The following is a 22515-nucleotide window of genomic DNA, read 5'->3' as shown; positions in this document are numbered from 1 at the left end:
CGGTGCGTGCCCTCCTCCCCCGCGCCCTCGGTGACGGAGAGGACGCGGGCCACGGGGCCCGCGGCGGGCGGGGCCCCGCCCGAGGACCGGGCAACGGCCCTCACGCTCATGGGGGCGTGCCGGCCCCGGCAGTGGCTCAAGAACCTCCTCGTCCTGGCCGCCCCCGCGGCCGCGGGGGCGCTCACCCGCCCCGAGGCGCTGCTGACCTGCGCCGCGGTGTTCGCCCTGTTCTGCGTGGCCGCGAGCGGCACCTACCTGCTCAACGACGTCCACGACGCGCACCGGGACCGCGCGCACCCGCGCAAGCGCCACCGGCCGGTCGCCTCCGGCGCGCTCCCCGTCCCGGTGGCCGTCACGACGGGAGTCCTGTTCTGCGCCGCCGCGCCGCTGGCCTCCCTGCCGCTGGGCAACCTTCCGCTCTCGGCCCTGATCGCCGGGTACGTGCTGCTCACGCTGGTGTACACGCGCCATCTGCGGGACGTGGTGGTGTGCGACCTGGTCGCGGTCGCCGCCTGCCACGTGCTGCGCGCCGTCGCGGGCGGGGTGGCCGTCGGCGTGCCGCTGACCTCGTGGTTCGTGATCGTGGTGTCGCTGGCCGCGCTCCTGGTGGTGGTCGGCAAGCGTGAGGCCGAACTGCGTGCGCGCGGGAGCGCGGACGCCGTCCGGCCGACCCTGCGCGGCTACACCACCGCCTACCTGGCCCAGACCCGCACCATGGCGTCGGGCGCCATGATCGTCACCTACTGCCTGTGGGCGCTGGAACAGGGCGAGGGACCGCGGACGCTCTTCCACGCGGTGAGTATCGTTCCGTTCATCATGTTCGTCCTGCGCTACAACCTGCTCGTGGACCGGGGCGTGGGGGAGGAACCCGAGGACATCGCCCTGCGCGACCGGCCCCTGCAGCTCGTCCTCGGCGCACTCGTGGTCCTGGTGGGACTGGGGATCTACCTGTGAACCGGCCGGAACAGCGGACCCTCCTGAGCGGGTGGGGACTCACCTCGCCCACGGCCGCCCACGTGGTGCGTCCCCGCACCCCCGAGCAGGTGGCCGAGGCGCTCGCCGGGGCCGGAGGGCGCGGTGCGCTGCCGCGCGGACTCGGACGCTCCTACGGCGACGCCGCCCAGGACGCCGGGGGACTGGTGCTGGACTGCACCGGGCTGACCGGGCCCGTGCACCTGGACACCGCACGCGGTGAGGTCACCGCCCCGGCGGGCACCAGCATGGACCGCCTCATCGCCCACCTGCTGCGCCGCGGCCACTTCGTCCCCGTCACCCCCGGGACCCGGCACGTCACCCTGGGCGGGGCGATCGCCGCCGACGTCCACGGCAAGAACCACCCCGCCGCCTCCTCCCTCGGGGCGCACGTGCGCGCCCTCACCCTGGTCACGGCGGACGGGCGCACGCGCCGCCTGGGGCCGGGCCCGGACGGCGGGGACCCCGAGCTGTTCTGGGCGACCGTCGGCGGTATGGGACTGACCGGGGTGGTCACCGAGGCGACCCTGGCCGTGTTCCCGGTCGAGTCCTCCTACATGCGCGTGGACACCGATCGGACGGGGAGCCTGGAGGAGACCCTGGAACTGATGGCGCACGCCGACGACCGGTACTCGGTGGCCTGGCTGGACCTGTTCGCCCGGGGCGGGGCCCTGGGCAGGGGAGTGGTCACCCGGGCCCGCCACGCGCGGCTGGGCGACCTTCCGCCGCCGCTGCGCCGACGGCCGCTGCGGTACCGGAGCGCGGGCGTGCCCGTGCCGCCCCTCACCCCGCCGGTGGGGACCGTGAACCGGTGGAGTGTCGGCGCGTTCAACGCCCTCCACCTCAACCGGGCACCCCGGCGCCGGCGCGGCCAGGCCCAACCTCTGACCGCCTACTTCCATCCGCTGGACGCCCTGCGGGGGTGGAACCGGATGTACGGGCGCCCCGGGGCGGTGCAGTACCAGTTCGTGGTGCCCTTCGGCGAGGAGGGCACCCTGGCGGGTGTCGCCGAGAGCCTGTCCCGGGCGCGTGCGCCCTCGTTCCTGGCGGTCCTCAAGCGGATGGGCGAGCCGACGCCGGGGCCGCTGTCCTTCCCCCGTCCCGGGTGGTCGCTGGCCGTGGACCTGCCCGCGGACCTGCCCGGGCTCGGCGCGGCGCTGCACGGTTTCGACGAGCGGCTGGTCGCGGCGGGGGGACGCCTGTACCTGGCCAAGGACGGCCGGGCCCGTGCCGAGACCGTGCACGCCATGTACCCGGAGCTGCCCGCGTGGCGCCGGGTGCGGGAGCGGGCCGATCCGGACGGGGTACTGGTCTCCGACATGGCCCGCCGCCTGCGGCTCCTGTGACACCGGCCCGGGCGGGGACACGATGACGACTGTTCGAGGAAGGCGGGGGAGCGCCGTGCGCGACTCGGTGGGATCGGTACGGAGCGTGCTGCTGCTCGGCGGCCGCAGCGAGATCGGTACGGCCATCGTCGAGCGGCTGGTCCGCGAGGGCGCCCGCGAGGTGGTACTGGCGGCCCGGGGCGGGGTCTCCTCCCCACCGGGCGCGCTCACCGGGCTCGGCGCCTCCGTGCACTCGGTGGACTTCGACGCCGGCCTGCCCGACACCCATACCGGCACCGTGGCGGAGGCGGTGGCGCTGGTGGGCGACCTGGACGTGGTGGTGGACGCCTTCGGGGTGCTCGGCGAGCAGTCCGAGTACGAGGCCGATCCGGCCGCCGCCGCCCGCTCCGCCGGGGTCAACTACACCGGACACGTGTCCGTGGGACTGGCCGTGGCCGCGCGCCTGCGCGAACAGGGGCACGGGACGCTGGTGGTGCTCTCCTCCGTGGCGGGCGTGCGGGTGCGCAGGTCCAACTTCGTGTACGGGTCCGCCAAGGCTGGCCTGGACGGCTTCGCGCAGGGACTGGCCGACTCCCTGTACGGATCCGGGGCACGGGTGCTGGTGGTGCGGCCGGGATACGTGCCGACGCGGATGTCCGCGCACGTGGAACCCGCCCCGTTCCCCGCCACCCCCGGCCAGGTCGCGGACGCGGTGTCGGCCGGATTGCGCTCGGACGCCACGACCGTGTGGGCTCCGGGCGTGCTCCAGCCGCTCTTCGCGGGCATGCGGCTGATGCCGCGCGCCCTGTGGCGCCGCCTGAGCCGCTGAGCCCGGTCGACGGGGGCGCCCGCACGCGGGAGGCCCCCGCCCCGACGGCTCCGGAGGCAGCCGGGCTACCCCGCGTCCTCGGCGGTCAGCCGGTAGAACGCCAGCGGAACCAGGCAGCACAGCATCACCGCGGCGGGCACGAGCGCGCTGCCGACCAGCATGCCGAGCAGCGCCCCCTCGCTCTGCCGGACCACCTCGCCCGCTCCGGACTCCACGTAGCCGCTCAGCGCCAGCGACAGGGACAGCAAACCGGTGCCCACCGACTGCGCCATGGCCTCACCCGAGGTCCACACGCCCGACAGCACCCCGCCCTGGCGCTGGCCCGAGGTGTCGGCGGTGGCCAGGCAGTCGGCCAGCATCGACCACGGCAGCAGCGTCGTCCCGGACAGGCCCACGCCCACCAGCACGGAGGAGAGCGCGGCGCCGGGAAGGCCCCACAGGGGGATCATCAGCAGTCCCAGGGCGCCCAGAACGAACACCACGGCCGAGTACCCGGCCGTGCGGCGCTTGTCCACCCGCACCGACAGCCGCTTCCACAGCGGAGCCGAGGCGATCAGCGGCACCAGCACGCACACCATGAGGACGCTCGTGTACTCCGGCCTGCCCATGACGTTGGCCGTCACGTACGGCACACCGGCCACCATGGTGCCTCCGGCCGTCGCCATCAGAAGGTTGGCGGGGAACAGCACCCGGAAGTGGCGGTGGGCGAAGGCCGTCCGCAGCTGGGCGAACAGGCCCTCGGAGCGGTGCGGGAACACCGGACGCGGCGCACGACGCGTTCCGACCACCGAGCTCAGCATCGACACCAGTACCACGCCGCCCATGACCAGGCCCATCATCCGGTACCCGGTCACGGTGTCCTCGGGGGCCGACTGCAGGACCGGGGCCAGGGCGCCGCCCAGCATCAGGGCGAGTCCCACGAACGCGGTCCGCCACGTGTTGAGCGTGGACCGCTCGTGGTAGTCGGAGGTGATCTCCCCGGGCATGGCCGTGTGCGGCACCTGGAACACCGACGACGCCAGCGCGGCGGCCACGAACACCGCCGCCACGTACCCGGCGGCGGCGTTTCCCTCCAGGGGCGGACCGGCGAACATCGCGGCGAACAGCACCGGCAGGGCCAGCGCCCCGGCCAGCATCCACGGGCGGCGCGGTCCCCACGACGAGCGCGTCCTATCCGACCAGATGCCGATATACGGACTGACCAGAAGGTCGATCAGTTTGGGCAGGAACACCACCAGCCCGGCCAGCGCGGGGCTCACCGCCAGGGTGTCGGTCAGGTAGATCAGGAGCAGCAGCCCCGGCACCGTGTTGAAGACGCCCGTGGCCACCGCTCCGCTGCCGTACCAGACGTGCACGGACCGGGGCAGCGACGCGGTCCGTCCGCCGCTCGCGGCGCCGCCGGCCGGCGCGGAGCCGACCGTGGCGGTCACGGGTGGCCGTCCGCGGACGCCTCGGCCCGTGCACCGTCCGGGGCGTCATCCTTTCGGGTCTCCGCGGCGTACAGTTCCTCGTGGCCGACCGGGTCCACGTCGTGCGCCACGGGGCAGCCCTTCGGGAACGTGCCGATCTGGTTGACGTCGTAGCCCTGCGGGTAGCTGCGGATGTTCGGGTTGCCGTCCGCCCACAGCGGCTCCTCGCGCGGCTTCATCCGGCGCACGACCCTGGCGCGCAGCTTCAGCGCGATGTCGGCCGCCCTGCGCCACGCCCTGCTGGGCGGGTCGTAGCGGAAGGTCTCGATGAGCGACTCGTCCAGGATCGCCATGGAGAACCTCCGGGCCAGTCCGGACACACGCCGCGGGTAGAAGGTCACCATCAGGTCGAGGGTGGAGTCGGAGACCGCGCGTCCGCCCTCGGTGTAGGCGAAGTGCTCGCGCTCGTAGGAGTCCATGAGGTCCCGGAACCGCTCGTAGGTCTCGGGGATGTCCTTGATCCCCATGTACTTTCCGAGTTTGCGGTAGTAGTTGGTGACCGCGCTGACCTCGTGGTCGGTCAGTCTGCGCCAGCCGTATCCGTAGTCGTTGAGCCAGCGCACGGGCATGACCACGAACGTGCTGAGGACGTACCGGTAGTCGTCGTTGCTGATGTCGTAGGAGCGGTGCATCTGGTTCATCCGGCGCAGCGCGTCGCGCCCCCTGCCCGGCTCGAAGCCGTACCGCATCATGTTGTTGAGGATCAGCGCGGTGTCGTCGTAGCGCTTCTGGGTGCTGCCGGTGAACTCGTTGGTCCGGCCGAGCAGCTCGCCGACGCTGGGCACGGCGTAGGTGCGGTACAGGGCGATGCCGAGCGCCCGGCCCATGTCCCAGGGGAACTCGTGGGCGTTGAGGATCTGCATGATCCGTACGCAGTCGGCCTCGGCGTCCAGGCGATGGATCTCGTCTCGGAGAGCGAAACGCTTCATTGGCGGGTTCCTCCAGGGAAGGGGGTGGTACGGGCCGGGGGTGTGCGAGGCGGGGGTGTGCGAGGCGGGGACGGGGGAGCCGGGCCGAGCGCGTGCCGTACGGGGGAGGCGGGGGCTACTCCTCCGCGGCCCGGGGGGACGCCGCGGTGTCCGTGTCACCGGAGGGGACGGGGTCCGGGGACGACGCCGGAGCCACGGCCTGGTCCGGTGCGGGCACGCGGGCGCCCGTGGCCGCGACCTCCCGGGTGGCCATGCCGTGCGGGATCGGGCAGCCCTGGGGGAAGGTGCCGATACGGGACGGGTCGTAGCCGTCGGGGTAGCTGCGGATGTTGGGACTCTGGCGGGCCCAGCGCGGTTCCTCGCGCGGCCTCATCCGGCGCACGACCCCGGCGCGCAGCTTCAGCGCCGCGTCGCTGAGCCTGCGCCAGGCGGCCGAGGGCTCGGGGTAGTCGAAGGCCCGGATGAGCCGGTCGTCGAGCAGCGCCTTGGTGAAGGGGCGTACCAGGGGCCGCTGCCAGGCCGGGTAGAAGTCCACCATCACCTTGAGGGTGGAGTCGGAGACCGCGCGTCCGCCCTCGGTGTAGGCGAAGTGCTCGTGCTCGTAGGAGTCCATGAGATCGCGGAACCGCTCGTAGGTCTCGGGGATGTCCTTGATCCCCATGTGCCTGCCGAGTTTGCGGTAGTAGTTGGTGGACGCGTCGACCTCGTGGTCGGTCAGTCTGCGCCAGCCGTATCCGTAGTCGTTGAGCCAGCGCACGGGCATGACCACGAACGTGCTGAGGACGTACCGGTAGTCGTCGTTGCTGATGTCGTAGGAGCGGTGCATCTGGTTCATCCGGCGCAGCGCGTCGCGTCCGCGTCCGGGACCGAAGCCGTGCTCCATGATGTCGTTGAGGATCAGCGCGGTGTCGTCGTAGCGGTGCTGTGCGCGCTCGGTGAACTCGCGTGTGCGCGCCAGCAGCTCGCCGACGCTGGGCACGGCGTAGGTGCGGTACAGGGCCAGGCCCAGTGCCTGCTCGATGTCCCATGGGAACTCGTGACTGCCGAGGATGCGCACGATCTGCTCGCAGTCGGCCTCTGCGTCCAGAGCGTGGATACGGTCGTACCACTCGAACCGCTTCATGGAGAACTCCAGTCACCCTCGTGTGGGCCCGCCCCAGACGGGTCCATGATCTGCCGTGGGTGACGCCCGATGACGTCCCACGGGGCGCACTTTACCTGGAAGGCCCTTGTGTACAGAGGTTCCGGGGGCACAAAACCTGTCCGCAACCCCCGCCTGTGTCCGGAATGTTCCCTTTCCTGTGGTTCTGTCTCCAGGCACACGAAAGAGGGGCCCGGGGCAGCGGCCCCGGGCCCCTCCAGCGCACGTGTCAGGCGGCCATCTGCTCGGCCACCCGGTTGATCAGCGTCACCAGCACGTTCTTGGACGACTCGCGGTCCCGCGCGTCGCACAGCGCCACCGGAATCGCCGGGTCCAGGCTCAGCGCGTCCCGGACCTCGTCGACCGCGTAGGTGTGGGCGCCCTCGAAGCAGTTCACCGCCACCACGAACGGCACGCCCCGCCGCTCGAAGAAGTCCACCGCGGCGAAGCACGTCTCCAGGCGGCGGGTGTCGGCGATGACCACCGCGCCCAGAGCGCCCTCCGACAGTTCCTCCCACATGAACCAGAACCGTTCCTGCCCGGGTGTGCCGAACAGGTACAGCACCAGGGTGGGGTTGATGGTGATGCGGCCGAAGTCCAGTGCCACGGTGGTGGTCGTCTTGGCCTCCACCCCCGACAGGTCGTCGACCCCGTAGCTGGCCTCGGTCATCACCTCCTCGGTGCTCAGCGGCGCGATCTCGCTGACCGATCCGACCAGTGTGGTCTTACCGGCTCCGAAGCCTCCGGCCACCAGGATTTTCAGCGCCGCCGGAACGGGCGCCTGCGTGTCGTCAGAGTCGTTGGATGCCATCGAGAACCGCCTGGAGTACGTCCCGGCTCACCGGGCTCTTCGCTGTGTAGGGGGCGCGGGCCAACGCGAGGCCGCGGTTGAGGAGGTCGCTCAGCAGGACCTTGACCACGGCCACCGGGATGTCCAGGTGCGCGGACACCTCGGCGACCGACTGGGGGCGGCGGCACAGTTCCAGGATGCGGACCTGCTCCGGCTCCAGCGCCATCTCGTCGACCTCGGCGCGCTTGGCCGCGATCACCACGCTGATCATGTCCAGTTGGACGGTGTCGGCGTGGTCGCGGCCCTGCGCGATCACGTACGGGCGGACGAGCGGTCCGGTGTCCTGCGCTCCGGACGCGTCCTCGTCGTATCCGCCGACCGCGTCGCGGTGCGGCAGTCCGTGCGGTGTTCCGTCGGGTGGCAACTCGCTGTGCGCTTGCATAACGTCCCCTAACGTGTGGCTTCCCCGGAAGTGCCCTCATGCCTGGGCGCGGCGTCCAGATAGCGGCCCACCTGCTCGACCAGGACGTTCATCTCGTAGGCGATGAGACCGACGTCGGAGCTCTCCTCGGCCAGCACCGCCAGGCACGCGCCCCGCCCGGCGCCGGTGACGAACAGGTACGCGCTCTCCATCTCCACCACGGTCTGGAGCACCTCGCCGCCGCCGAAGTGGCGACCGGTGCCCCGGGCCAGGCTCTGGAAGGCGGACGCCACCGCGGACAGGTGCTCGGCGTCCTCCTTGACCAGTTCGTGGGAGCGCCCGATCAGGAGACCGTCGGCGGAGAGCAGGATCGCGTGCCGGGAGCCCACCGCGCGATCGAGCAGTTCGTCCAGCAGCCAGTCGATGTCCTTCTTGCCCGCGCCGCTTCCACTGTCGCGCTGGGCGTTCTCGGGAGTACTCGTCACGGTTACGCGTCCTTGTCGGTGTCGTTGGTCTGCTGCTTGCCGTCGCGTCGTCCGCGGTCGGTCCCCTTCTGGAACGCGGACATGTTCCGGCGCAGGCGCGCCAGCCGCTCCGCGCTGCCCGGAGCCTTCTCCGGGAAGGGCGCGCCACCCGCCGCGGGTCCGTTCCGGGTGTCGGGCTCGGGGTCGGTGGCCAGCTGCGGGGCCAGGTTCTCCTGGGGGCGCCGCTTGGGCAGCGGAGGCCGTCCCCCGCCGGCCGGGACCGTGGCGGGCGGTTCGGCACCGGATCCGGCGTCGGGGCTGGGAACCGCGCTGATGGTCGGGGTCCGGGTGGGAAGGGAGGGCCGGTCGCCGTTCGTGCCCGGGCCGAGGAAGTCGTCGCCGTCGGCCGGCGCGCTCCCGGAGCCGGTCACCGGACGGACCTCGGGCGCGGGCTCCGTGCGGGCCTCGGCCTCCTCCCCGTCCGGGGCGTCGTCGACCGGCGCGGACACCGGGGTCAGCACGGGCTTGCCGCCGTTGCCGGACTCCAGCTCACCGGGCGAACGGCCGGGGATCCCGTTCACCTCCCACACGTCCCCGTCGCCGTTCTCGGAGGAGGTGAGCGGGGCGCGGTCACCGGAGATCAGCCCGTGCGGCAGCAGGACGATCGCCTGCACGCCCCCGTACGGCGACGGGCGCAGGTGCACGCGGATGCCGTGGCGATGCGCCAGGTGCGAGACCACGAACAGGCCGAGGCGCATCTTCTCGTTGAGCCGCATCACGTCGAACTCGGGCGGGCTGGACAGCAGCGCGTTCGCCGACTCGAGTTCGCTCTCGGTCATGCCCAGGCCGCGGTCCTCGATCTCGATCGTCACGCCGTTGGGGACGTCGTCGCTGCTCAGCCGCACGTGCGTGTGCGGCGGGGAGAACATCGCGGCGTTGTCGACCAGCTCGGCGACCAGGTGGATGACGTCGGCGACGGCCGGGCCGTTGAGGTGGACGCGGGCGATCCGCTCGCGCTTGACCCGGGTGTAGTCGCCGGACTCGGAGATGGCGCCGCGCAGCACGTCGATCAGCGGCATCGGCCGGTGCCAGGTGCGCCCCGGTGCCTCGCCGCCCAGGATGAGCAGGTTCTCGGCGTTACGGCGCGAGCGGGTGGCCAGGTGGTCGAGCTTGAACAGCTGGGACAGCTGCTCCGGGTCCTCCTGCTCGCGTTCCATCCGGTCCAGCAGGCGCAACTGACGGTGGACCAGGGTCTGGCTGCGGTGCGCGATGTTGAGGAACACGCGGTTGACGCCCTGGCGCAGCTCGGTCTGCTGCACCGCCTCCTGGACGGCGGCGCGCTGGGCGGTGTTGAACGCCTTGGCTACGTCACCGATCTCGTCGTCGTCGGCGGCCAGGCCGGGCAGGGCGGTCTCGGTGTCCGCGCGCTCACCCCGGTGCAGGCGGCGCATGAGTTCGGGCAGGCGCTGCTCGGCCAGGTCGTTGGAGTCGTCGCGCAGACGCAGCAGGCGCTGGGTGAGCGCCTCCGAGGAGCGGCGTGCCAGCAGGAACGCGCCCAGGATGACGGCGGCGACGCTGAGGCTGCCGGCGATGGCGACCAGCACGGCCTGGTTGGCGGTCTCGCGGGTCATCTGGGCCGAGTGCAGGGCCTCGTCGGCACCGATGGCGGTGAGCTCGGAGAGCACGTGGTCGTAGGCATCGGACCACTCGGCGACGTCCACCGGCATGGACAGGTCCTCGACCTCGGCGGGCGCCAGGGTGACCGGGTCGGTGACCGTCTCGGTGGTGACCTGGCGGTCGATGATCGCCTGCTGCATCTCCTGCAGCCGCTGGTACTCGGGGCTCGCGAGCACCGCCTCGAAGCGCTCCTCCTGGCCCTCGCCCTCCAGGTAGCGGCCGTTGGCCGAGAGGAAGCTCTCGTAGGAGCCGACCAGCTCGGTGAACCTGTGCTGGTCCTCCCGGGTCAGCTCGTCGTTGGCGAAGGCGCGGGCGATCTGGGCGTCGGCCTGCGAGAACAGGTCCACGGTGCGGAACATGTAGGTCGCGGTGAAGCCCGGGCTGACCGAATCCGGTCCGTTCTCGCCCTCGCGTGCCTGGCTGTCGAAGCTGTCGGCGCCGTGCAGGATCAGCTCGTTGTAGTAGTCGAGGATGTCGCTCCTGGACGCGTCGCCCGCGTCGACCGACTCGCGCAGCGTGTCGATCTCGCCGTACTGCATGTGCAGCATCTCGATGTGGTGGCCGCTCTCACCGGGTGCGATGTCGGCGAAGCCGATCAGCTCTCCGATGACCGTGCCCATGGAGGAGTCGGTGCTCTCGCGTGCCTCGGCCAGCCGCTGCTCCAACTCGGTGTCCTCGGGGTGTTCGAGGAAGGCGATCGTGTGCGACCGCTCCTGCATCACGTCCACGAGGCCGACGGCGGCGGGAGTGACCAGGTCGTTGGTGGCCTTGGAGCGGATCAGCTGCATGACCGCGTCACCGGTGAGGGTGAAGGTGAGGATCAGCCAGAGCACCACCAGAGCGGTGGTGGGAATCATGACCATTGCGCGGATACGGGCGGTGATCGTCCGCCTGCGTCGCTTGGGTACTGCCTGCACGGTTCTCCTGTCGATCCGCGTCTGAAGTTTGTCGGGGGTGCGGTGCGGGGCCGCGGGCGCCGGGTGCCGGGAGATCCGGCACTTCTCGGCCCGCTGAGCGCGGCCTCCTGCCCCGCGGGGCGGCGTCCGTCGGGGGTTCTCGACGCGGGACGTACCGCAGGGTAACCACAAACACGGCATTTCGGCGTGGGGATCGTATCTCGCCGATGAAACGCTGAAATATCCGGGTGAGGAAGCAGTCTGCCACGAAGGACGAGAATGTCTACTTCTTGGGTGGATGGTAGAGGTGTTGTCTCCTGTCAACCATTGTGACAATAGGGCAAAGGTCACATAAGGCAAAGAGGGCGCGCAACCCCAGCTCCGCGCGGCTGTCGCCGCCGGGACCGCTCAAAGGCGCGACCAGGGAAGGATATTCGCGTTCGGCCCGCACACCGTCGTGGAGCGTACTAGCGTTGTCGGCCGGAACGGGCGCGGCGACGCCGCAGGACGGGGAGGTGCCGTGGGCCAGTCGTTCGGCGGGGGACAGACCGCCGTGGACATGGCGGTCGCCGCCGTGCCGTTGTTCGTGGTCGCCGGTGCGGCACTCTACCTGTGTGGGCGGTACCGCCGCTACGGCCGCCCACGCGGCCGGCCGGGCGCCTCGCCGTGTCCCTCCGGCGCTGCGCCCCGCCTGTCAGCGCCACTCCAGGTAACCCAGGAACAGCCCCGTGCACGCCAGGATCACGCCCAGCCCTCCGAACAGTCCCCGTACCCAGTGCGACAGCCACGGCGCGGACACGATACGGGCCGTCGCGGGCCGGTCGGGGTCGTAGGCGACGGTCACGATCTCCCCGGCGCGGGAGGCGGTCCACCCGGTGTTCTCGTGCTCGGCGTGTACCTCCTCGCCCTCCTCGGTGCGGAACTGAACGATCATGCGCGAGGCCGTGGAGGTCTCGTGGTAGCCGATCACCCGGGCCTTGGCGCGCATCCCGTAGCGGATCAGGCGTAGTTCGAGACGGGTGTCGCGCGCCACCATCCAGAGGATGGCCACCCCGGAGAGGAGTGGGAGCAGGGGGTACAGGTGGACCATCGTGGGGGGTGTCCTCTCAGACGTCCTGGGGCTCTGGCTCGGTGCGGCGGCGCGGGATGGTCCCTCGCCGACCGCTCATCGGCTGGTCGGGGGTGTTCGCGCCCATCGGTCCCATTCTGCCTGGACAGGACCAGGCATGCCATGCACGGCCAGGGGCGGAGCCGGGGGCGGACGCGAGACACCGTGCGGGGACGGGGAGATGAGGTTGGATGGGGATCGCGGACCATCGGACGAACGGGAGGATCAGGGTGTCAGAGATCTCTGAGCGGGTCGCGCGGGTCCTGGACGACCCCGAGAACTGGCCCAGCGACCCCAAGGAGGCCGTCGCGCTCCAGCGGCGCCTGGCCGGCCGGGTACGTGAGGAACCGCTGGACGTGGACTCGGTGCGGCTGGTGGCCGGGCTGGACGTCAGCTACGCCAAGGACAACACGGCGCTCTCGGCGGCGGCCGTGGTCATGGACATCCGGACGATGGAGGTGGTCGAGTCCGCCGCCATCTCCTCCGAACCGTCCTTCCCCTACATCTCGGGGCTGTTCGGGTTCCGTGAGTCCCCGCCGGTCCTGGAGGCGCTGGGCCGGCTCGAGGTGACCCCCGACGTGTACCTGTGCGACGGTTTCGGCCTGGCGCACCCGCGTCGCTTCGGGGTCGCCTGCCACCTGGGGGTCCTGCTGGACCTGCCGGTGGTGGGGTCGGCCAAGTCGGTGCTCTACGGCAAGCACAGCGTGCCCGGGAACGAGCGGGGGTCGTGGACGCCCATGGTCGCCGGGCGCTCGGAGGTGGTCTCCGACTCCTCCGCGCTGGCCGAGCGGGGCGGCGAGGTCCTCGGGCGCGTGCTGCGCACCCGCGCGGGCGTCAGACCCGTCTACGTGTCCGTCGGCCACCGCGTGGACCTGGAGGGCTCGGCCGAGCTCGTACTGCGGATGTCACCCAGGTACCGGGTGCCCGAGCCGGTGCGGTACGCCGACAGACTGTGCGGCGAGCACCGCAAGGCGGTACTCGCCGAGAAGGAGGCCCGGGAGGGAGGGCCGGCCGGGGACCGTTAGCCGCGGTCCCCGGCCGTGCGGCCCCGGTCCGGGCCCGCGGGGGCGTGGAGAACACACCCCTACCAGCTGGTGGGGACCGGGCGCCCCTCGTTGTAGCCGGCGGCACTCTGCACGCCCACCACGGCGCGCTCGCGGAACTCCGCCAGCGAGGTGGCGCCCGCGTAGGTCATCGAGCTGCGCACACCGGCGACGATCTGGTCGATCAGGTCCTCCACGCCCGGCCGCTCCGGGTCCAGGTACATGCGGCCGGTGGAGATGCCCTCCTCGAACAGGGCCTTGCGGGCCCGCTCGAAGGGGGAGTCGTCCGAGGTGCGCAGCCGGACCGCGCGGGCCGACGCCATGCCGAAGCTCTCCTTGTACTGCCTGCCCTCGGCGTCGCGCATGACGTCGCCCGGCGACTCGTAGGTGCCCGCGAACCAGGAGCCCACCATCACGTTGGACGCGCCCGCCGCCAGGGCCAGGGCCACGTCGCGCGGGTGGCGCACGCCGCCGTCCGCCCACACGTGCCTGCCCAGCTCACGCGCGGCCTCGGCGCACTCCAGCACCGCGGAGAACTGCGGACGGCCGACGGCGGTCATCATGCGGGTCGTGCACATCGCGCCCGGGCCCACGCCGACCTTGACGATGTCGGCGCCCGCCTCGACCAGGTCGCGGGTGCCCTGGGCGGTGACGACGTTGCCCGCCACGAGCGGCACCTCAGGCGCCAGCGAGCGCACCTTGGCGACCGCGGCGATCATCTTCTCCTGGTGGCCGTGGGCGGTGTCGATCACCAGCGTGTCCACACCGGAGGACAGCAGCTCGGCGGCCTTGCCCACCACGTCGCCGTTGATACCGACGGCGGCGGCCACCCGCAGGCGGTCGTCGGCGTCCACGGCGGGCGTGTACAGGGTGGAGCGCAGCGCGCCGGTGCGGGTGAGCACGCCCACCAGGGCGCCGTCGCCGTCCACCACCGGTGCCAGCCGGTGCCGGCGGTCGTGCAGTGTCCCGAACGCCTCACGCGGCTCGGTGTCCGCCGGAACGGTCAGCAGTTCGGTGGACATCACGTCGCGCAACTGCGCGAAGCGGTCGACACCGGCGCAGTCGGCCTCGGTGACCACACCGACCGGACGACGGCCCCCGTCGACCACGATCACGGCGTTGTGCGCGCGCTTGGGCAGCAGGTTGAGCGCGTCGCCGACCGTGCTGGTGGGGTTGAGCGTGATGGCGGTGTCGTGCACCAGGTGCCGCTGCTTGGTCCAGGCGACGACGTCGGAGACCACCTCGATGGGGATGTCCTGCGGAATGACCGCGATTCCGCCGCGCCTGGCGACGGTCTCGGCCATCCTGCGTCCGGCGACCGCCGTCATGTTCGCCACCACCAGCGGGATGGTGGTGCCGGTGCCGTCCGACGACGACAGGTCCACGCTGAGCCGGGATCCCACGGCGCTGCGGCCCGGAACCATGAACACGTCGCTGTAGGTCAGGTCCTGCTGGGGTGCCTGGTCGTTCAGAAAACGCAATGCCTCATACCTTGGTCGGGACCGCAGGGGGTGGACCATCCGCTACTACCGCGCGCGACCGCCTGTTGATCCCCCTCTTACCAGTCAAGTATGCCGTCACCGATTAGGCCGGGTGACCTCCGATCTGGCATGATGGCTCGACCCCCACCTACTCGGCCGCTTCCCGTGCCCCCGGTCAGTGTTTGAGCGTGACCTCACGACGGCACGCGGGGACGGCACTCCTGGAGAACCCGAATGCCGAGTTTCACGTTCGCACAAGTCAAGGAAGAGACCTACAAGGCCAAGGACGCCTGGTGGACGGTCTTCCTGGTGGATCCCCTGGCCGGCCGCCTGGTCGTCTGGACGGCGAACCGCACCAGCGTCACCCCCAACCAGCTGACGCTGGGCGCCGGGATCCTCGGTCTGCTCTCCGCGCTGTGCTTCGCCGCACCGGTCCTCGTCACGGGCGGCGGCTGGCCCTGGCTCCTGCTGGGCGCCCTGCTGTTCCACCTCAGCTTCGTGCTGGACTGCATGGACGGCAAGATCGCCCGGCTGAAGGGCACCGGTTCGGTCTTCGGCACCTGGGTCGACTTCGTCTTCGACCGCATCCGGTTCTTCGGCTGCGTGATGGCCCTGCTGATCGGCCAGTGGGCGGTCACGGGGAACGCGGCCTACCTGATCGTGGCGCCGGTCGTGGTCTTCTTCGACCTGCTGCGCTACCTCAACGGCTCCCAGGTCGCCAAGACCCGTAGGGGCATGCGCCGGAAACTCGCCGAGCTGACCGGCGACACCGATCGGCTGCGGGCCGCGGGCCCGGGCGACGCCGATCCCGAGGACGACGAGGCGGCGGACGCCCTCGACCGTCCGGCCGCCCCGGTGCCGAGCGGCTTCTACCCGCGCATGCGCGACATGCTCCTGCGGCACCGGGTGCGTCCGCACCTGTTCAGCGGGATCGAGTTCGAGATGTTCCTGTGCGTGGTGGCGCCGGTGACCGTGCTGGTCGCCTTCTTCACACCGCTGGGCAGCCTCATCATCCCGGTCGCGGTGTTCTCCGTCCTGGCGCTGGCCTTCTTCGAGACCGTCCTGGTGCTGCGGCTGTGGAAGGAGACGCGTCGTTTCGAGAAGCGCCGCCGCGAACTGCTCGCCTCCGGGACCGCCGCCAACGCCGGTACCGCCTCCGACACGGCGGTCAACAGCGGAAGCTGATCCCTCCACCCCGCCCCGCCGTGGGACGGGGCCGGGAAGAGACCGGGGGCGGTGCGCCGACGCGCACCGCCCCCGTCGTTTCCGCGCGGCCCGGCCGCCGGACCGGAGGAGGAGACGGAGTCAGGCCCCGGCCCCCGCCGTCGCCGTCCTCCGCCTGTCGGCCTCGGAGCCCTCGCCTCCCCGGGCACCGTCCCCGGGGCCCGCCGCGGGGTCCCGGCGCAGGAACCAGGTCAGCCGCGGTTCCACCGCCCAGCGCATACCCCGGCGTACCCACGGGGTGCACAGCAGCAGTGTCAGGCCCATGCCGAAGGCGACCATGGCGATCGTCCCCGGCGCCCCGGACATGAGGCCGTACCAGGGGGAGGCCTGGAGCAGGAGGAGGACCACCGAGTGGCCCAGGTACACGTACAGGGTGTAGGCGCCCAGCGGCGTGAACCACGTGCGCTGCCTCGGGATCAGCGCGAGTACGGCGAAGGTCATCACCAGCGCGAGGCCCATGAAGGCCATCCGCAGGCCCAGGCTGGGCAGGAGCGGGTCGATGTCCCGGTCGGTGAGGCTGTTCGTCCAGAAGAGCCAGTCCCGGCTCAGGTGGCCGGAGATGGGCACGGCCAGCACCGCCGTCGTCCCCAGCACCAGCACGGAAGCGATCCGCACCCACAGCCTGTCCAGGTAGGCGAAGTGCTCGCGCCGCAGGCTGAGCCCCAGGACGAAGAACGGCAGGAAGCTCACGACACGGCCCAGCGAGAGCGTCCCGCCGAGGTCGGCCGTGGCGGCGAACATCGAGATGGCCACCGCGACGAGCACGGGCCAGCGCAGCCGCTGCCAGATCGGCACGCTCAGGCGCCACAGGAAGAGGGCCACGAGGAACCACAGGGTGTAGGTCGGCTGGAGCACCGACAGGGACTCGGGCAGCCCACCGCGCTCGACGGTGTAGATGGCCTGGTGGATCGTCCAGAAGATCAGGTAGGGAACGGCCAGCGTCAGGACCAGCTTCTCCACACGCCTCGACGAGGCGTCGAAGGACCGCGAGAGGTAGCCGCTGATCAGGATGAACGCGGGCATGTGGAAGAAGTAGATCCAGTAGTACAGGGCACCGGCGGGTCCGTAGCCGCGTAGCGCGCCGATCGCGTGACCGATGACGACGAGTGCGATCAGGACGAACTTGGCGTTGTCCAAGCGGGAGTCACGGCCGGGGTCCGGGGACGCCGCGCCGGTCTTCCCGACCGTGGCCGGGGCGGTCGTGCCCTGCCCTGGCTCCGGACTCCGGTCTGCTGGACTGGTCATGGATGAGGCCACGAGTGGACTCCGAGGTCTTCGGCTTCTGGGGCGTGTACGTGTTCTTCCAGGCCGTGTGCGCTGGACAGGCACACGTGCGGGATGGTGCCGCGTGGCGCGCGAGGGGAGCACCATGGGTTCGGACAGGTGAACATGTGCTGCGTTACCTTACTGTGATGTAGCAAGGGATGCCAGCGGTTCTGCCGTATTTGGTGGAAAGTCGCCGGAGTCCTTCCTCACCCGGAGCGGAGCCGGGGTGCGCGAGGCGCGTGTGACATGAGCGGCTCGGCAGGGAATCGCTTTCCGTGTGCAGACCCTAACCCATGCGTCACACCGCGGCGCACCGTGGGTGAACGTGCCAGTGTGTGCCCGTGAAGGGCGCGCCGATAGGCTGTGCCGTCAGACGGGTGCCCGCTGGGCAGCTCCGACACAGCCGAGATACGGAAGAAGGCGGTGAAAGCCGTGCCGCACGCGGTGGACCCCAACCGTGCCGCTCAGCACGGGAACGTGGTCATGCGACTCCTGGACGAGCTCTTCCCGCTCGTGGAGGGGTTCTACGTCGACCTGCACAAGAACCCCGAGCTCTCCCACGCCGAGCACCGTACGGCCAGCGGTGTGGCCGAGTGGCTCACCCGGACCGGCTACGAGGTCCACAAGGGTGTGGGCGGGACCGGGGTCGTCGGTGTCCTGCGCAACGGGCCCGGTCCCACGGTGATGCTGCGCGCCGACATGGACGCGCTGCCCCTGGAGGAGAAGACCGGACTGCCCTACGCCAGCACCACCCGTGCCGTCGACGACGGTGTCGAGGTGCCCGTCATGCACGCGTGCGGGCACGACGCCCACACCGCCTGCCTGGTGGGGGCGGCCGACCTGCTCTCGGAGACACGCGACGAGTGGTCCGGGACCGTGATGATCGTCGCCCAGCCGGGCGAGGAGACCCTCGACGGCGCGCAGGCCATGCTGGAGGACGGGCTGTTCGACCGGTTCGGCCGACCCGACGTCATCCTCGGCCAGCACCTGGGCCCGCAGCCCGCCGGGCTGATCTCCCACCGCGCAGGGATCATCCTGGGCGCCTCCAGCTCCTACCGCGTACGCGTGTACGGGGAGGGCGGCCACGCCTCACAGCCGAACACGACCGTGGACCCGGTGCTCATCGCCGCGAACATCGTCACCCGCCTGCAGGGCGTGGTCTCCCGCGAGGTCAGCCCGAGCGAGATGGCCGTGCTCACCGTCGGCAGGATCCAGGCCGGGACGAAGGCCAACATCATCCCCGACGAGGCATACCTGGAGATCAACACCCGGGCCCTGAACGACAACGTCTCCGCGCAGCTGGAGGCCGCCATCGAACGGGTCGTGCGCGCCGAGGCCGCCGCCTCCGGAGCCACCCGCGAGCCCGACGTCGAACGCTTCCAGGACGCCGGTGTCACCCTCAACGACGCCCAGAGCACCGCTGACGTGGCCGCCGCGCACCACGCCTACTTCGGCGACGACTACGTCATCCACCTGCCCGACCCCTCCCCGGCGACCGAGGACTTCAGCTACTTCGGACTGCCCGACGACCCGCAGCCCATCCCGTACGTGCTCTGGTTTGTCGGCGCCACCCCGCACGACGTGTGGGAGTCCGCACCCGGCGACACCCCGTACGAGAAGATGGGCAACGTCCCCAGCAACCACTCGCCGTTCTTCGCGCCCGCCCGGGAGCCGACCCTGCGCGCCGGGCTCGCCGCGATCACCGTCGCCGCGCTGTCCTACCTGGGCCGCCGGCATGACGGTGCGCCCGAGTCTCTCGGGGCCCCCGTGGGCATGGCGTTCCCGGGGCCCGCGCCCGAGGACCACGCGAACCCGTACGCGACCACGGGCGATCCGGTCGATCCGGTCGATCCGCCGAGCGGTGCCCCGTTCAGCGCGCCCGCGTCGCAGGACGACCCGTTCGCCGATCCGCTCTCGGACCCGCTCGGCCCGCCGCCGTCCGGTTCTCCGGTGACCGGCCCGTCCGAGTCCCACCACGAGTCCAACGACGCCTACGACAGCGCCTACCTGTCCTCCTCCTGGGGGGACCCGGGGGAGGACCGGGCCAGGTCCACCCACGAGGCCGACATGGACGCGGTGATGGGATCCCAGGACGAGGAGCTCCGCGGGGAGTGGCACGGCGACAAGGCCGAGGAGTCCACGCTGTCCGCCGACATGGCCTCGCTGATGGACGAGGACGACGACCTTCCGCAGGGGCTGCGTCCGCCGCAGGGTCCGCCCTCGGGCCCGGCCTACGGCGGTCCGCCGCCGCGGGGCGGTGCCCACGACGCGCCGCCGCCCTCCGGGCCCGACGACGACCAACCCGACTACGACCACCGCCGCTGACCGCGGATGGGGGTGGTCCCGTGGCGGTGGGGTGATCGCCGCCTGCGTAGGTCGCTGCGCCACCCCCGGGAGATCCCCCTCCTCGTCACGTGCGTGGGGGTGACCCTGTTCGCCGTGACGGGCGCGCTCAGCCGCGCCTACTCCGGTGACCCGAACGAACCGCTGCTGTTGCTCAGCATCCCCGTGCTCGTGTACTTCGTGCGCGGGCAGCTGTACGCGCGCCAGCGCGTCAACGGGGTGCGCATCACCGAGGAGCAGTTCCCCGAGGCGCACCGGATGGTGGCCGAGGCCGCCGCCGCCTTCGGCATGCGCCACGTGCCCGAGGCCTACATCGTGCTGGGCAACGGCGTGCTCAACGCGTTCGCCTCAGGGCACGGCTTCCGCCGCTACGTGACCGTCAACAGCGACCTGTTCGAGGTGGGCGGGCGTCTGGCCGACCCCGACGCGCTGCGGTTCGTGATCGGCCACGAGGTCGGGCACATCGCCGCCGGGCACACGTCGTTCTGGCGGCAGTTCGGCGTCTCGGTGGCGAACGTGATCCCCGGTGTGGGCACCACCCTGAGCCGAGCGCAGGAGTACACGGCCGACAACCACGCCCACGCGTTCTGCCCCGAGGGTGTGCAGGGCCTCCGGGTGCTCGCGGCGGGCAAGTACCTGTACCAGTCCGTGGACTTCGACGACATCGCCGCGCGCGCCCACACCGACACCGACTTCTTCGTGCTGCTGGTCAACCTCCTGTCCAGCCATCCGGTGAACACGTTCCGGTTCGCCGCCCTCGCCGACCGCAGCAGGCCGGGCCGCGTCCTGTGAGCGCCCTCCGGCCCCGCCCTGGCACTCCGGCCCTGTCTAGCCCCCCGGGACGGGCAGCCTGTGGGCGACCTGCCGGGGCAGCGGCTCATGGCGCAGGTAGGCGCGGGTGAACACCCCCGTGCCGTGCGAGACCGACCGCAGTTCCACGGCGTACCGGGTGATCTCCAGCTCCGGCACCTCCGCGTGCACCACCGCCCGTCCGCCGTCGGCCGCCTCGGTCCCCACCACCCGGCCGCGTCGGGCCGACAGGTCGCTCATCACCGCGCCCAGGTAGGTGTCGTCCACCTCCACGGACACCTCGTCCACCGGTTCCAGCACCGCCAGCCTCCCGGCCGACGCCGCGTCCCTCAGCGCCAGGCGGCCCGCCTTCTGGAAGGCCATGTCCGAGGAGTCCACCGAGTGCGCCTTGCCGTCGTAGAGCGTCACCCGGATGTCCACCAGCGGGTACCCGGAGTCCACACCGTCCACCATCTGGGCGCGCACGCCCTTCTCCACCGACGGGACGAACTGGCGTGGCACGACCCCGCCCGTGATCTCGTCGACGAACTCCAGGCCCGCACCCGGCTCCAGCGGCTCCACCCGGATCCGGCAGACGCCGAACTCGCCGTGCCCGCCGCTCTGCTTGACGTTGCGCCCCATGCCCTGTGCCGGAACCGCGAAGGTCTCCCGGAGCGGCACACGCACCTGGCCGGTCTCCACCCGTACCCCGTAGCGGTGCTCCAACCGGTCCAGCGCGGCGTCCAGGTGCGCCTCACCCAGGCTCCACAGCACCATCTGGCGGGTCTCGGGGTTCACCTCCACCCGCAGCGACGGGTCCTCCGCCACCAGCCGGGCCACCGCCTGCGGCAACCTGTCCTCGTCCCCGGGGGAGGCGGCGGCCAGCGACACCGGCAGCAGCGGCTGCGGGAAGCGCCACGGCACCACCCGCAGCGGCCGGTCCGGATCGGAGAGGGTGTCGCCGGTACGGGCGTCCGGCAGCTTCGCCACCAGGCACAGGTCACCGGCGACCACCCGGCCCACCGGGCGGATCCCACGTCCCAGCGGCACGGACAGCGGCCCCACGCGCTCGTCGTTGCCGATGCGGTCCAGTTCGTCCGATCCGGTCAGTCCGCAGGACACGCCGTGCCCGTGCAGGTGGACGCGGGTGTCGGGGCGCAGCGTCCCGGAGAAGACGCGCACCAGGCTCATCCGGCCCACGTACGGATCGCTGGTGGTGCTGAGGACCTCCGCCACGAGCGGGCCGTCCGGGTCGCACGACACGTCCCGCACCGGTTTCCCGTCGGGCGTGGCCACCGGCGGGAACGGGCGGCGCGTCGGATCCGGGCACGACAGCGGCAGTTCACGCAGCAGTTCGCGCACGCCCACGCCCCGGACGGGGCCGGTGGCCAGGACCGGGTGGAAGCCGCCCGCCGCCACGGCCAGTTTCAGGTCGGCGATGAGCAGGTCCAGGTCGAGTTCACCACCCTGCATGTAGCGCTCCATGAGGACCTCGTCCTCGCTCTCGGTGATGACCTCCTCGACGAGGGTCTCCCGGAGCGGGCCCGCCGCCTCACGCAGCCAGTCCGGCGCGGAGCGAGGAGCGGGGGCGCCGTCCCCCTCGGAGTAGTCGTAGTAGCGCTCGGAGACCAGCCCCCACACGCCGACCACACGGCGACCGTCCCCCGTGCCCTCCACGGCGGGGACGTAGGCGGGATGGACGCCGGGCCCGAACGCCTCCTGGCACTGGGCGACCACCTCGTCGTAGTCCGCGCGCGGGTGGTCGATCCTGGTGACGGCGACCGCCCGGGGCATGCCCAGGGCGGCGCACTCCTCCCACAGCACGCGGGTGCGGCCGTCCACGCCGTCCAGGGCGGAGACGACGAACAGGGCGGCGTCGGCGCCGCGCAGTCCGGCGCGCATGGCCCCGATGAAGTCGGCGTATCCGGGGGTGTCCAGCAGGTTGACCTTCACGTCGCCGACCATGACCGGGTTGACGGTGAGGCGGACCGAACGCCTCTGCCGGACCTCGACCTCGTCATGGTCGCTGACGGTCGTGCCCTCCTCCACGCTGCCGGGGCGCCCGATCTCCCCGGCGGCCAGGAGCAGCGCCTCGACCAGGCTCGTCTTCCCGGCACCGGACGGACCGACCAGCGCGATGTTGCGGATGTTCTGGGGCCTGTCGGCCCCCGGTACGTCTACGGCTCGGTCTACCATCCCTGCTACCCAGCCCTTCGGGGTCCGAGCGGTGGTCACGCGGGCCGGGCGTCACCGCCCGTGGTGTGACCTGTGACACTTCCACGGTCACCCTTCGCGGGCCGCACGGCAAGAGGTGGCCAGGTCCGAAATCCGGCATGTGCGCTATGACT

18 protein-coding genes are annotated in these 22515 nt (G+C 71.7%); 7 read left to right on the top strand and 11 right to left on the bottom strand.

What is annotated here, in order from left to right; genetic code table 11:
* Positions 1 to 30 precede the first annotated feature (30 nt).
* Genes FYX01_RS04620 through FYX01_RS04610 form a run of 3 tightly spaced genes read left to right on the top strand, consistent with a single transcriptional unit; the run spans position 31 to position 3126 of the window.
* Positions 31 to 954, top strand: a complete 924-nt coding sequence (locus tag FYX01_RS04620; protein WP_150237913.1) for a decaprenyl-phosphate phosphoribosyltransferase — start codon at positions 31 to 33, stop codon at positions 952 to 954.
* Complete coding sequence (locus tag FYX01_RS04615) at positions 951 to 2318, top strand: FAD-binding oxidoreductase (protein ID WP_150237889.1); 1368 nt, start codon at positions 951 to 953, stop codon at positions 2316 to 2318. Before FYX01_RS04620 ends, FYX01_RS04615 begins: the two co-directional genes overlap by 4 nt.
* Positions 2319 to 2373: 55 nt before the next feature.
* Positions 2374 to 3126 carry a decaprenylphospho-beta-D-erythro-pentofuranosid-2-ulose 2-reductase gene (locus tag FYX01_RS04610; protein WP_150237887.1) on the top strand — a complete coding sequence of 251 codons (753 nt, stop codon included), beginning with the start codon at positions 2374 to 2376 and terminating at the stop codon, positions 3124 to 3126.
* A gap of 65 nt (positions 3127 to 3191) precedes the next feature.
* Here FYX01_RS04610 and FYX01_RS04605 read toward each other — a convergent pair whose 3' ends face one another.
* The 8 genes from FYX01_RS04605 to FYX01_RS04565 form a co-directional block, all read right to left on the bottom strand.
* Positions 3192 to 4556 (bottom strand): MFS transporter, encoded by a 1365-nt coding sequence (locus tag FYX01_RS04605; RefSeq protein ID WP_190394180.1) that lies wholly within the window; start codon positions 4554 to 4556, stop codon positions 3192 to 3194.
* On the bottom strand, positions 4553 to 5524 hold the full coding sequence (locus FYX01_RS04600; RefSeq protein ID WP_150237885.1) for an oxygenase MpaB family protein: 972 nt from the start codon (positions 5522 to 5524) through the stop codon (positions 4553 to 4555). Before FYX01_RS04600 ends, FYX01_RS04605 begins: the two co-directional genes overlap by 4 nt.
* A 115-nt stretch (positions 5525 to 5639) precedes the next feature.
* A complete protein-coding gene (locus tag FYX01_RS04595; protein ID WP_150237883.1) occupies positions 5640 to 6647 on the bottom strand; it encodes an oxygenase MpaB family protein in 1008 nt (335 codons plus the stop codon).
* 247 nt (positions 6648 to 6894) lie between these two features.
* Positions 6895 to 7476: a GTP-binding protein gene (locus tag FYX01_RS04590; RefSeq protein WP_150237881.1), complete on the bottom strand. Its 582-nt coding sequence runs from the start codon at positions 7474 to 7476 to the stop codon at positions 6895 to 6897.
* The gene (locus tag FYX01_RS04585; protein ID WP_150237879.1) at positions 7457 to 7897 is read right to left on the bottom strand and encodes a DUF742 domain-containing protein; all 441 of its coding nucleotides are present in this window, start codon (positions 7895 to 7897) and stop codon (positions 7457 to 7459) included. Before FYX01_RS04585 ends, FYX01_RS04590 begins: the two co-directional genes overlap by 20 nt.
* Before the next feature lie 8 nt (positions 7898 to 7905).
* Complete coding sequence (locus tag FYX01_RS04580) at positions 7906 to 8361, bottom strand: roadblock/LC7 domain-containing protein (protein ID WP_150237877.1); 456 nt, start codon at positions 8359 to 8361, stop codon at positions 7906 to 7908.
* A 2-nt stretch (positions 8362 to 8363) separates the two neighbouring features.
* A complete protein-coding gene (locus FYX01_RS04575; protein WP_263363670.1) occupies positions 8364 to 10934 on the bottom strand; it encodes a sensor histidine kinase in 2571 nt (856 codons plus the stop codon).
* A 673-nt stretch (positions 10935 to 11607) separates the two neighbouring features.
* Positions 11608 to 12003 carry a DUF3592 domain-containing protein gene (locus tag FYX01_RS04565; protein ID WP_150237875.1) on the bottom strand — a complete coding sequence of 132 codons (396 nt, stop codon included), beginning with the start codon at positions 12001 to 12003 and terminating at the stop codon, positions 11608 to 11610.
* A gap of 248 nt (positions 12004 to 12251) precedes the next feature.
* On the opposite strand from FYX01_RS04565, the gene FYX01_RS04560 reads away from it, so the two are divergent.
* A complete protein-coding gene (locus tag FYX01_RS04560) occupies positions 12252 to 13046 on the top strand; it encodes an endonuclease V (protein ID WP_150237873.1) in 795 nt (264 codons plus the stop codon).
* A gap of 59 nt (positions 13047 to 13105) precedes the next feature.
* Here FYX01_RS04560 and FYX01_RS04555 read toward each other — a convergent pair whose 3' ends face one another.
* Positions 13106 to 14545, bottom strand: coding sequence for a GuaB1 family IMP dehydrogenase-related protein (locus FYX01_RS04555; RefSeq protein ID WP_150237871.1), 1440 nt, complete (start codon positions 14543 to 14545; stop codon positions 13106 to 13108).
* A gap of 234 nt (positions 14546 to 14779) precedes the next feature.
* Between FYX01_RS04555 and FYX01_RS04550 the strand changes: the two genes are divergently transcribed.
* On the top strand, positions 14780 to 15730 hold the full coding sequence (locus tag FYX01_RS04550) for a CDP-alcohol phosphatidyltransferase family protein (protein WP_150237869.1): 951 nt from the start codon (positions 14780 to 14782) through the stop codon (positions 15728 to 15730).
* Between the two features lie 120 nt (positions 15731 to 15850).
* On the opposite strand, the gene FYX01_RS04545 is transcribed toward FYX01_RS04550, so the two are convergent.
* Complete coding sequence (locus tag FYX01_RS04545) at positions 15851 to 17014, bottom strand: acyltransferase family protein (protein WP_150237867.1); 1164 nt, start codon at positions 17012 to 17014, stop codon at positions 15851 to 15853.
* 444 nt (positions 17015 to 17458) lie between these two features.
* Between FYX01_RS04545 and FYX01_RS04540 the strand changes: the two genes are divergently transcribed.
* The gene (locus FYX01_RS04540; RefSeq protein ID WP_150237865.1) at positions 17459 to 19360 is read left to right on the top strand and encodes an amidohydrolase; all 1902 of its coding nucleotides are present in this window, start codon (positions 17459 to 17461) and stop codon (positions 19358 to 19360) included.
* A gap of 6 nt (positions 19361 to 19366) precedes the next feature.
* A complete protein-coding gene (locus tag FYX01_RS04535; protein WP_190394179.1) occupies positions 19367 to 20170 on the top strand; it encodes a M48 family metallopeptidase in 804 nt (267 codons plus the stop codon).
* A gap of 36 nt (positions 20171 to 20206) precedes the next feature.
* Here FYX01_RS04535 and FYX01_RS04530 read toward each other — a convergent pair whose 3' ends face one another.
* A complete protein-coding gene (locus tag FYX01_RS04530; RefSeq protein WP_150237864.1) occupies positions 20207 to 22363 on the bottom strand; it encodes an elongation factor G-like protein EF-G2 in 2157 nt (718 codons plus the stop codon).
* Positions 22364 to 22515 lie beyond the last annotated feature (152 nt).

Origin of the sequence: Nocardiopsis quinghaiensis (genome assembly GCF_008638365.1) — a bacterium.
Lineage (GTDB): Bacteria > Actinomycetota > Actinomycetes > Streptosporangiales > Streptosporangiaceae > Nocardiopsis > Nocardiopsis quinghaiensis.
Note: the sequence above shows the minus strand (reverse complement) of the source record. Positions and strands in the feature narration are given on the sequence as shown.

Bases quoted from the DNA above. Each gene is read 5' to 3' on its own strand.
- FYX01_RS04530 (WP_150237864.1), bottom strand. From the start codon at position 22,363: ATGGTAGACCGAGCCGTAGACGTACCGGGGGCCGACAGGCCCCAGAAC.
- FYX01_RS04590 (WP_150237881.1), bottom strand. From the start codon at position 7,476: ATGGCATCCAACGACTCTGACGACACGCAGGCGCCCGTTCCGGCGGCG.
- FYX01_RS04545 (WP_150237867.1), bottom strand. From the start codon at position 17,014: ATGACCAGTCCAGCAGACCGGAGTCCGGAGCCAGGGCAGGGCACGACC.
- FYX01_RS04535 (WP_190394179.1), top strand. From the start codon at position 19,367: ATGGGGGTGGTCCCGTGGCGGTGGGGTGATCGCCGCCTGCGTAGGTCG.
- FYX01_RS04585 (WP_150237879.1), bottom strand. From the start codon at position 7,897: ATGCAAGCGCACAGCGAGTTGCCACCCGACGGAACACCGCACGGACTG.
- FYX01_RS04565 (WP_150237875.1), bottom strand. From the start codon at position 12,003: ATGGTCCACCTGTACCCCCTGCTCCCACTCCTCTCCGGGGTGGCCATC.
- FYX01_RS04595 (WP_150237883.1), bottom strand. From the start codon at position 6,647: ATGAAGCGGTTCGAGTGGTACGACCGTATCCACGCTCTGGACGCAGAG.
- FYX01_RS04550 (WP_150237869.1), top strand. From the start codon at position 14,780: ATGCCGAGTTTCACGTTCGCACAAGTCAAGGAAGAGACCTACAAGGCC.
- FYX01_RS04600 (WP_150237885.1), bottom strand. From the start codon at position 5,524: ATGAAGCGTTTCGCTCTCCGAGACGAGATCCATCGCCTGGACGCCGAG.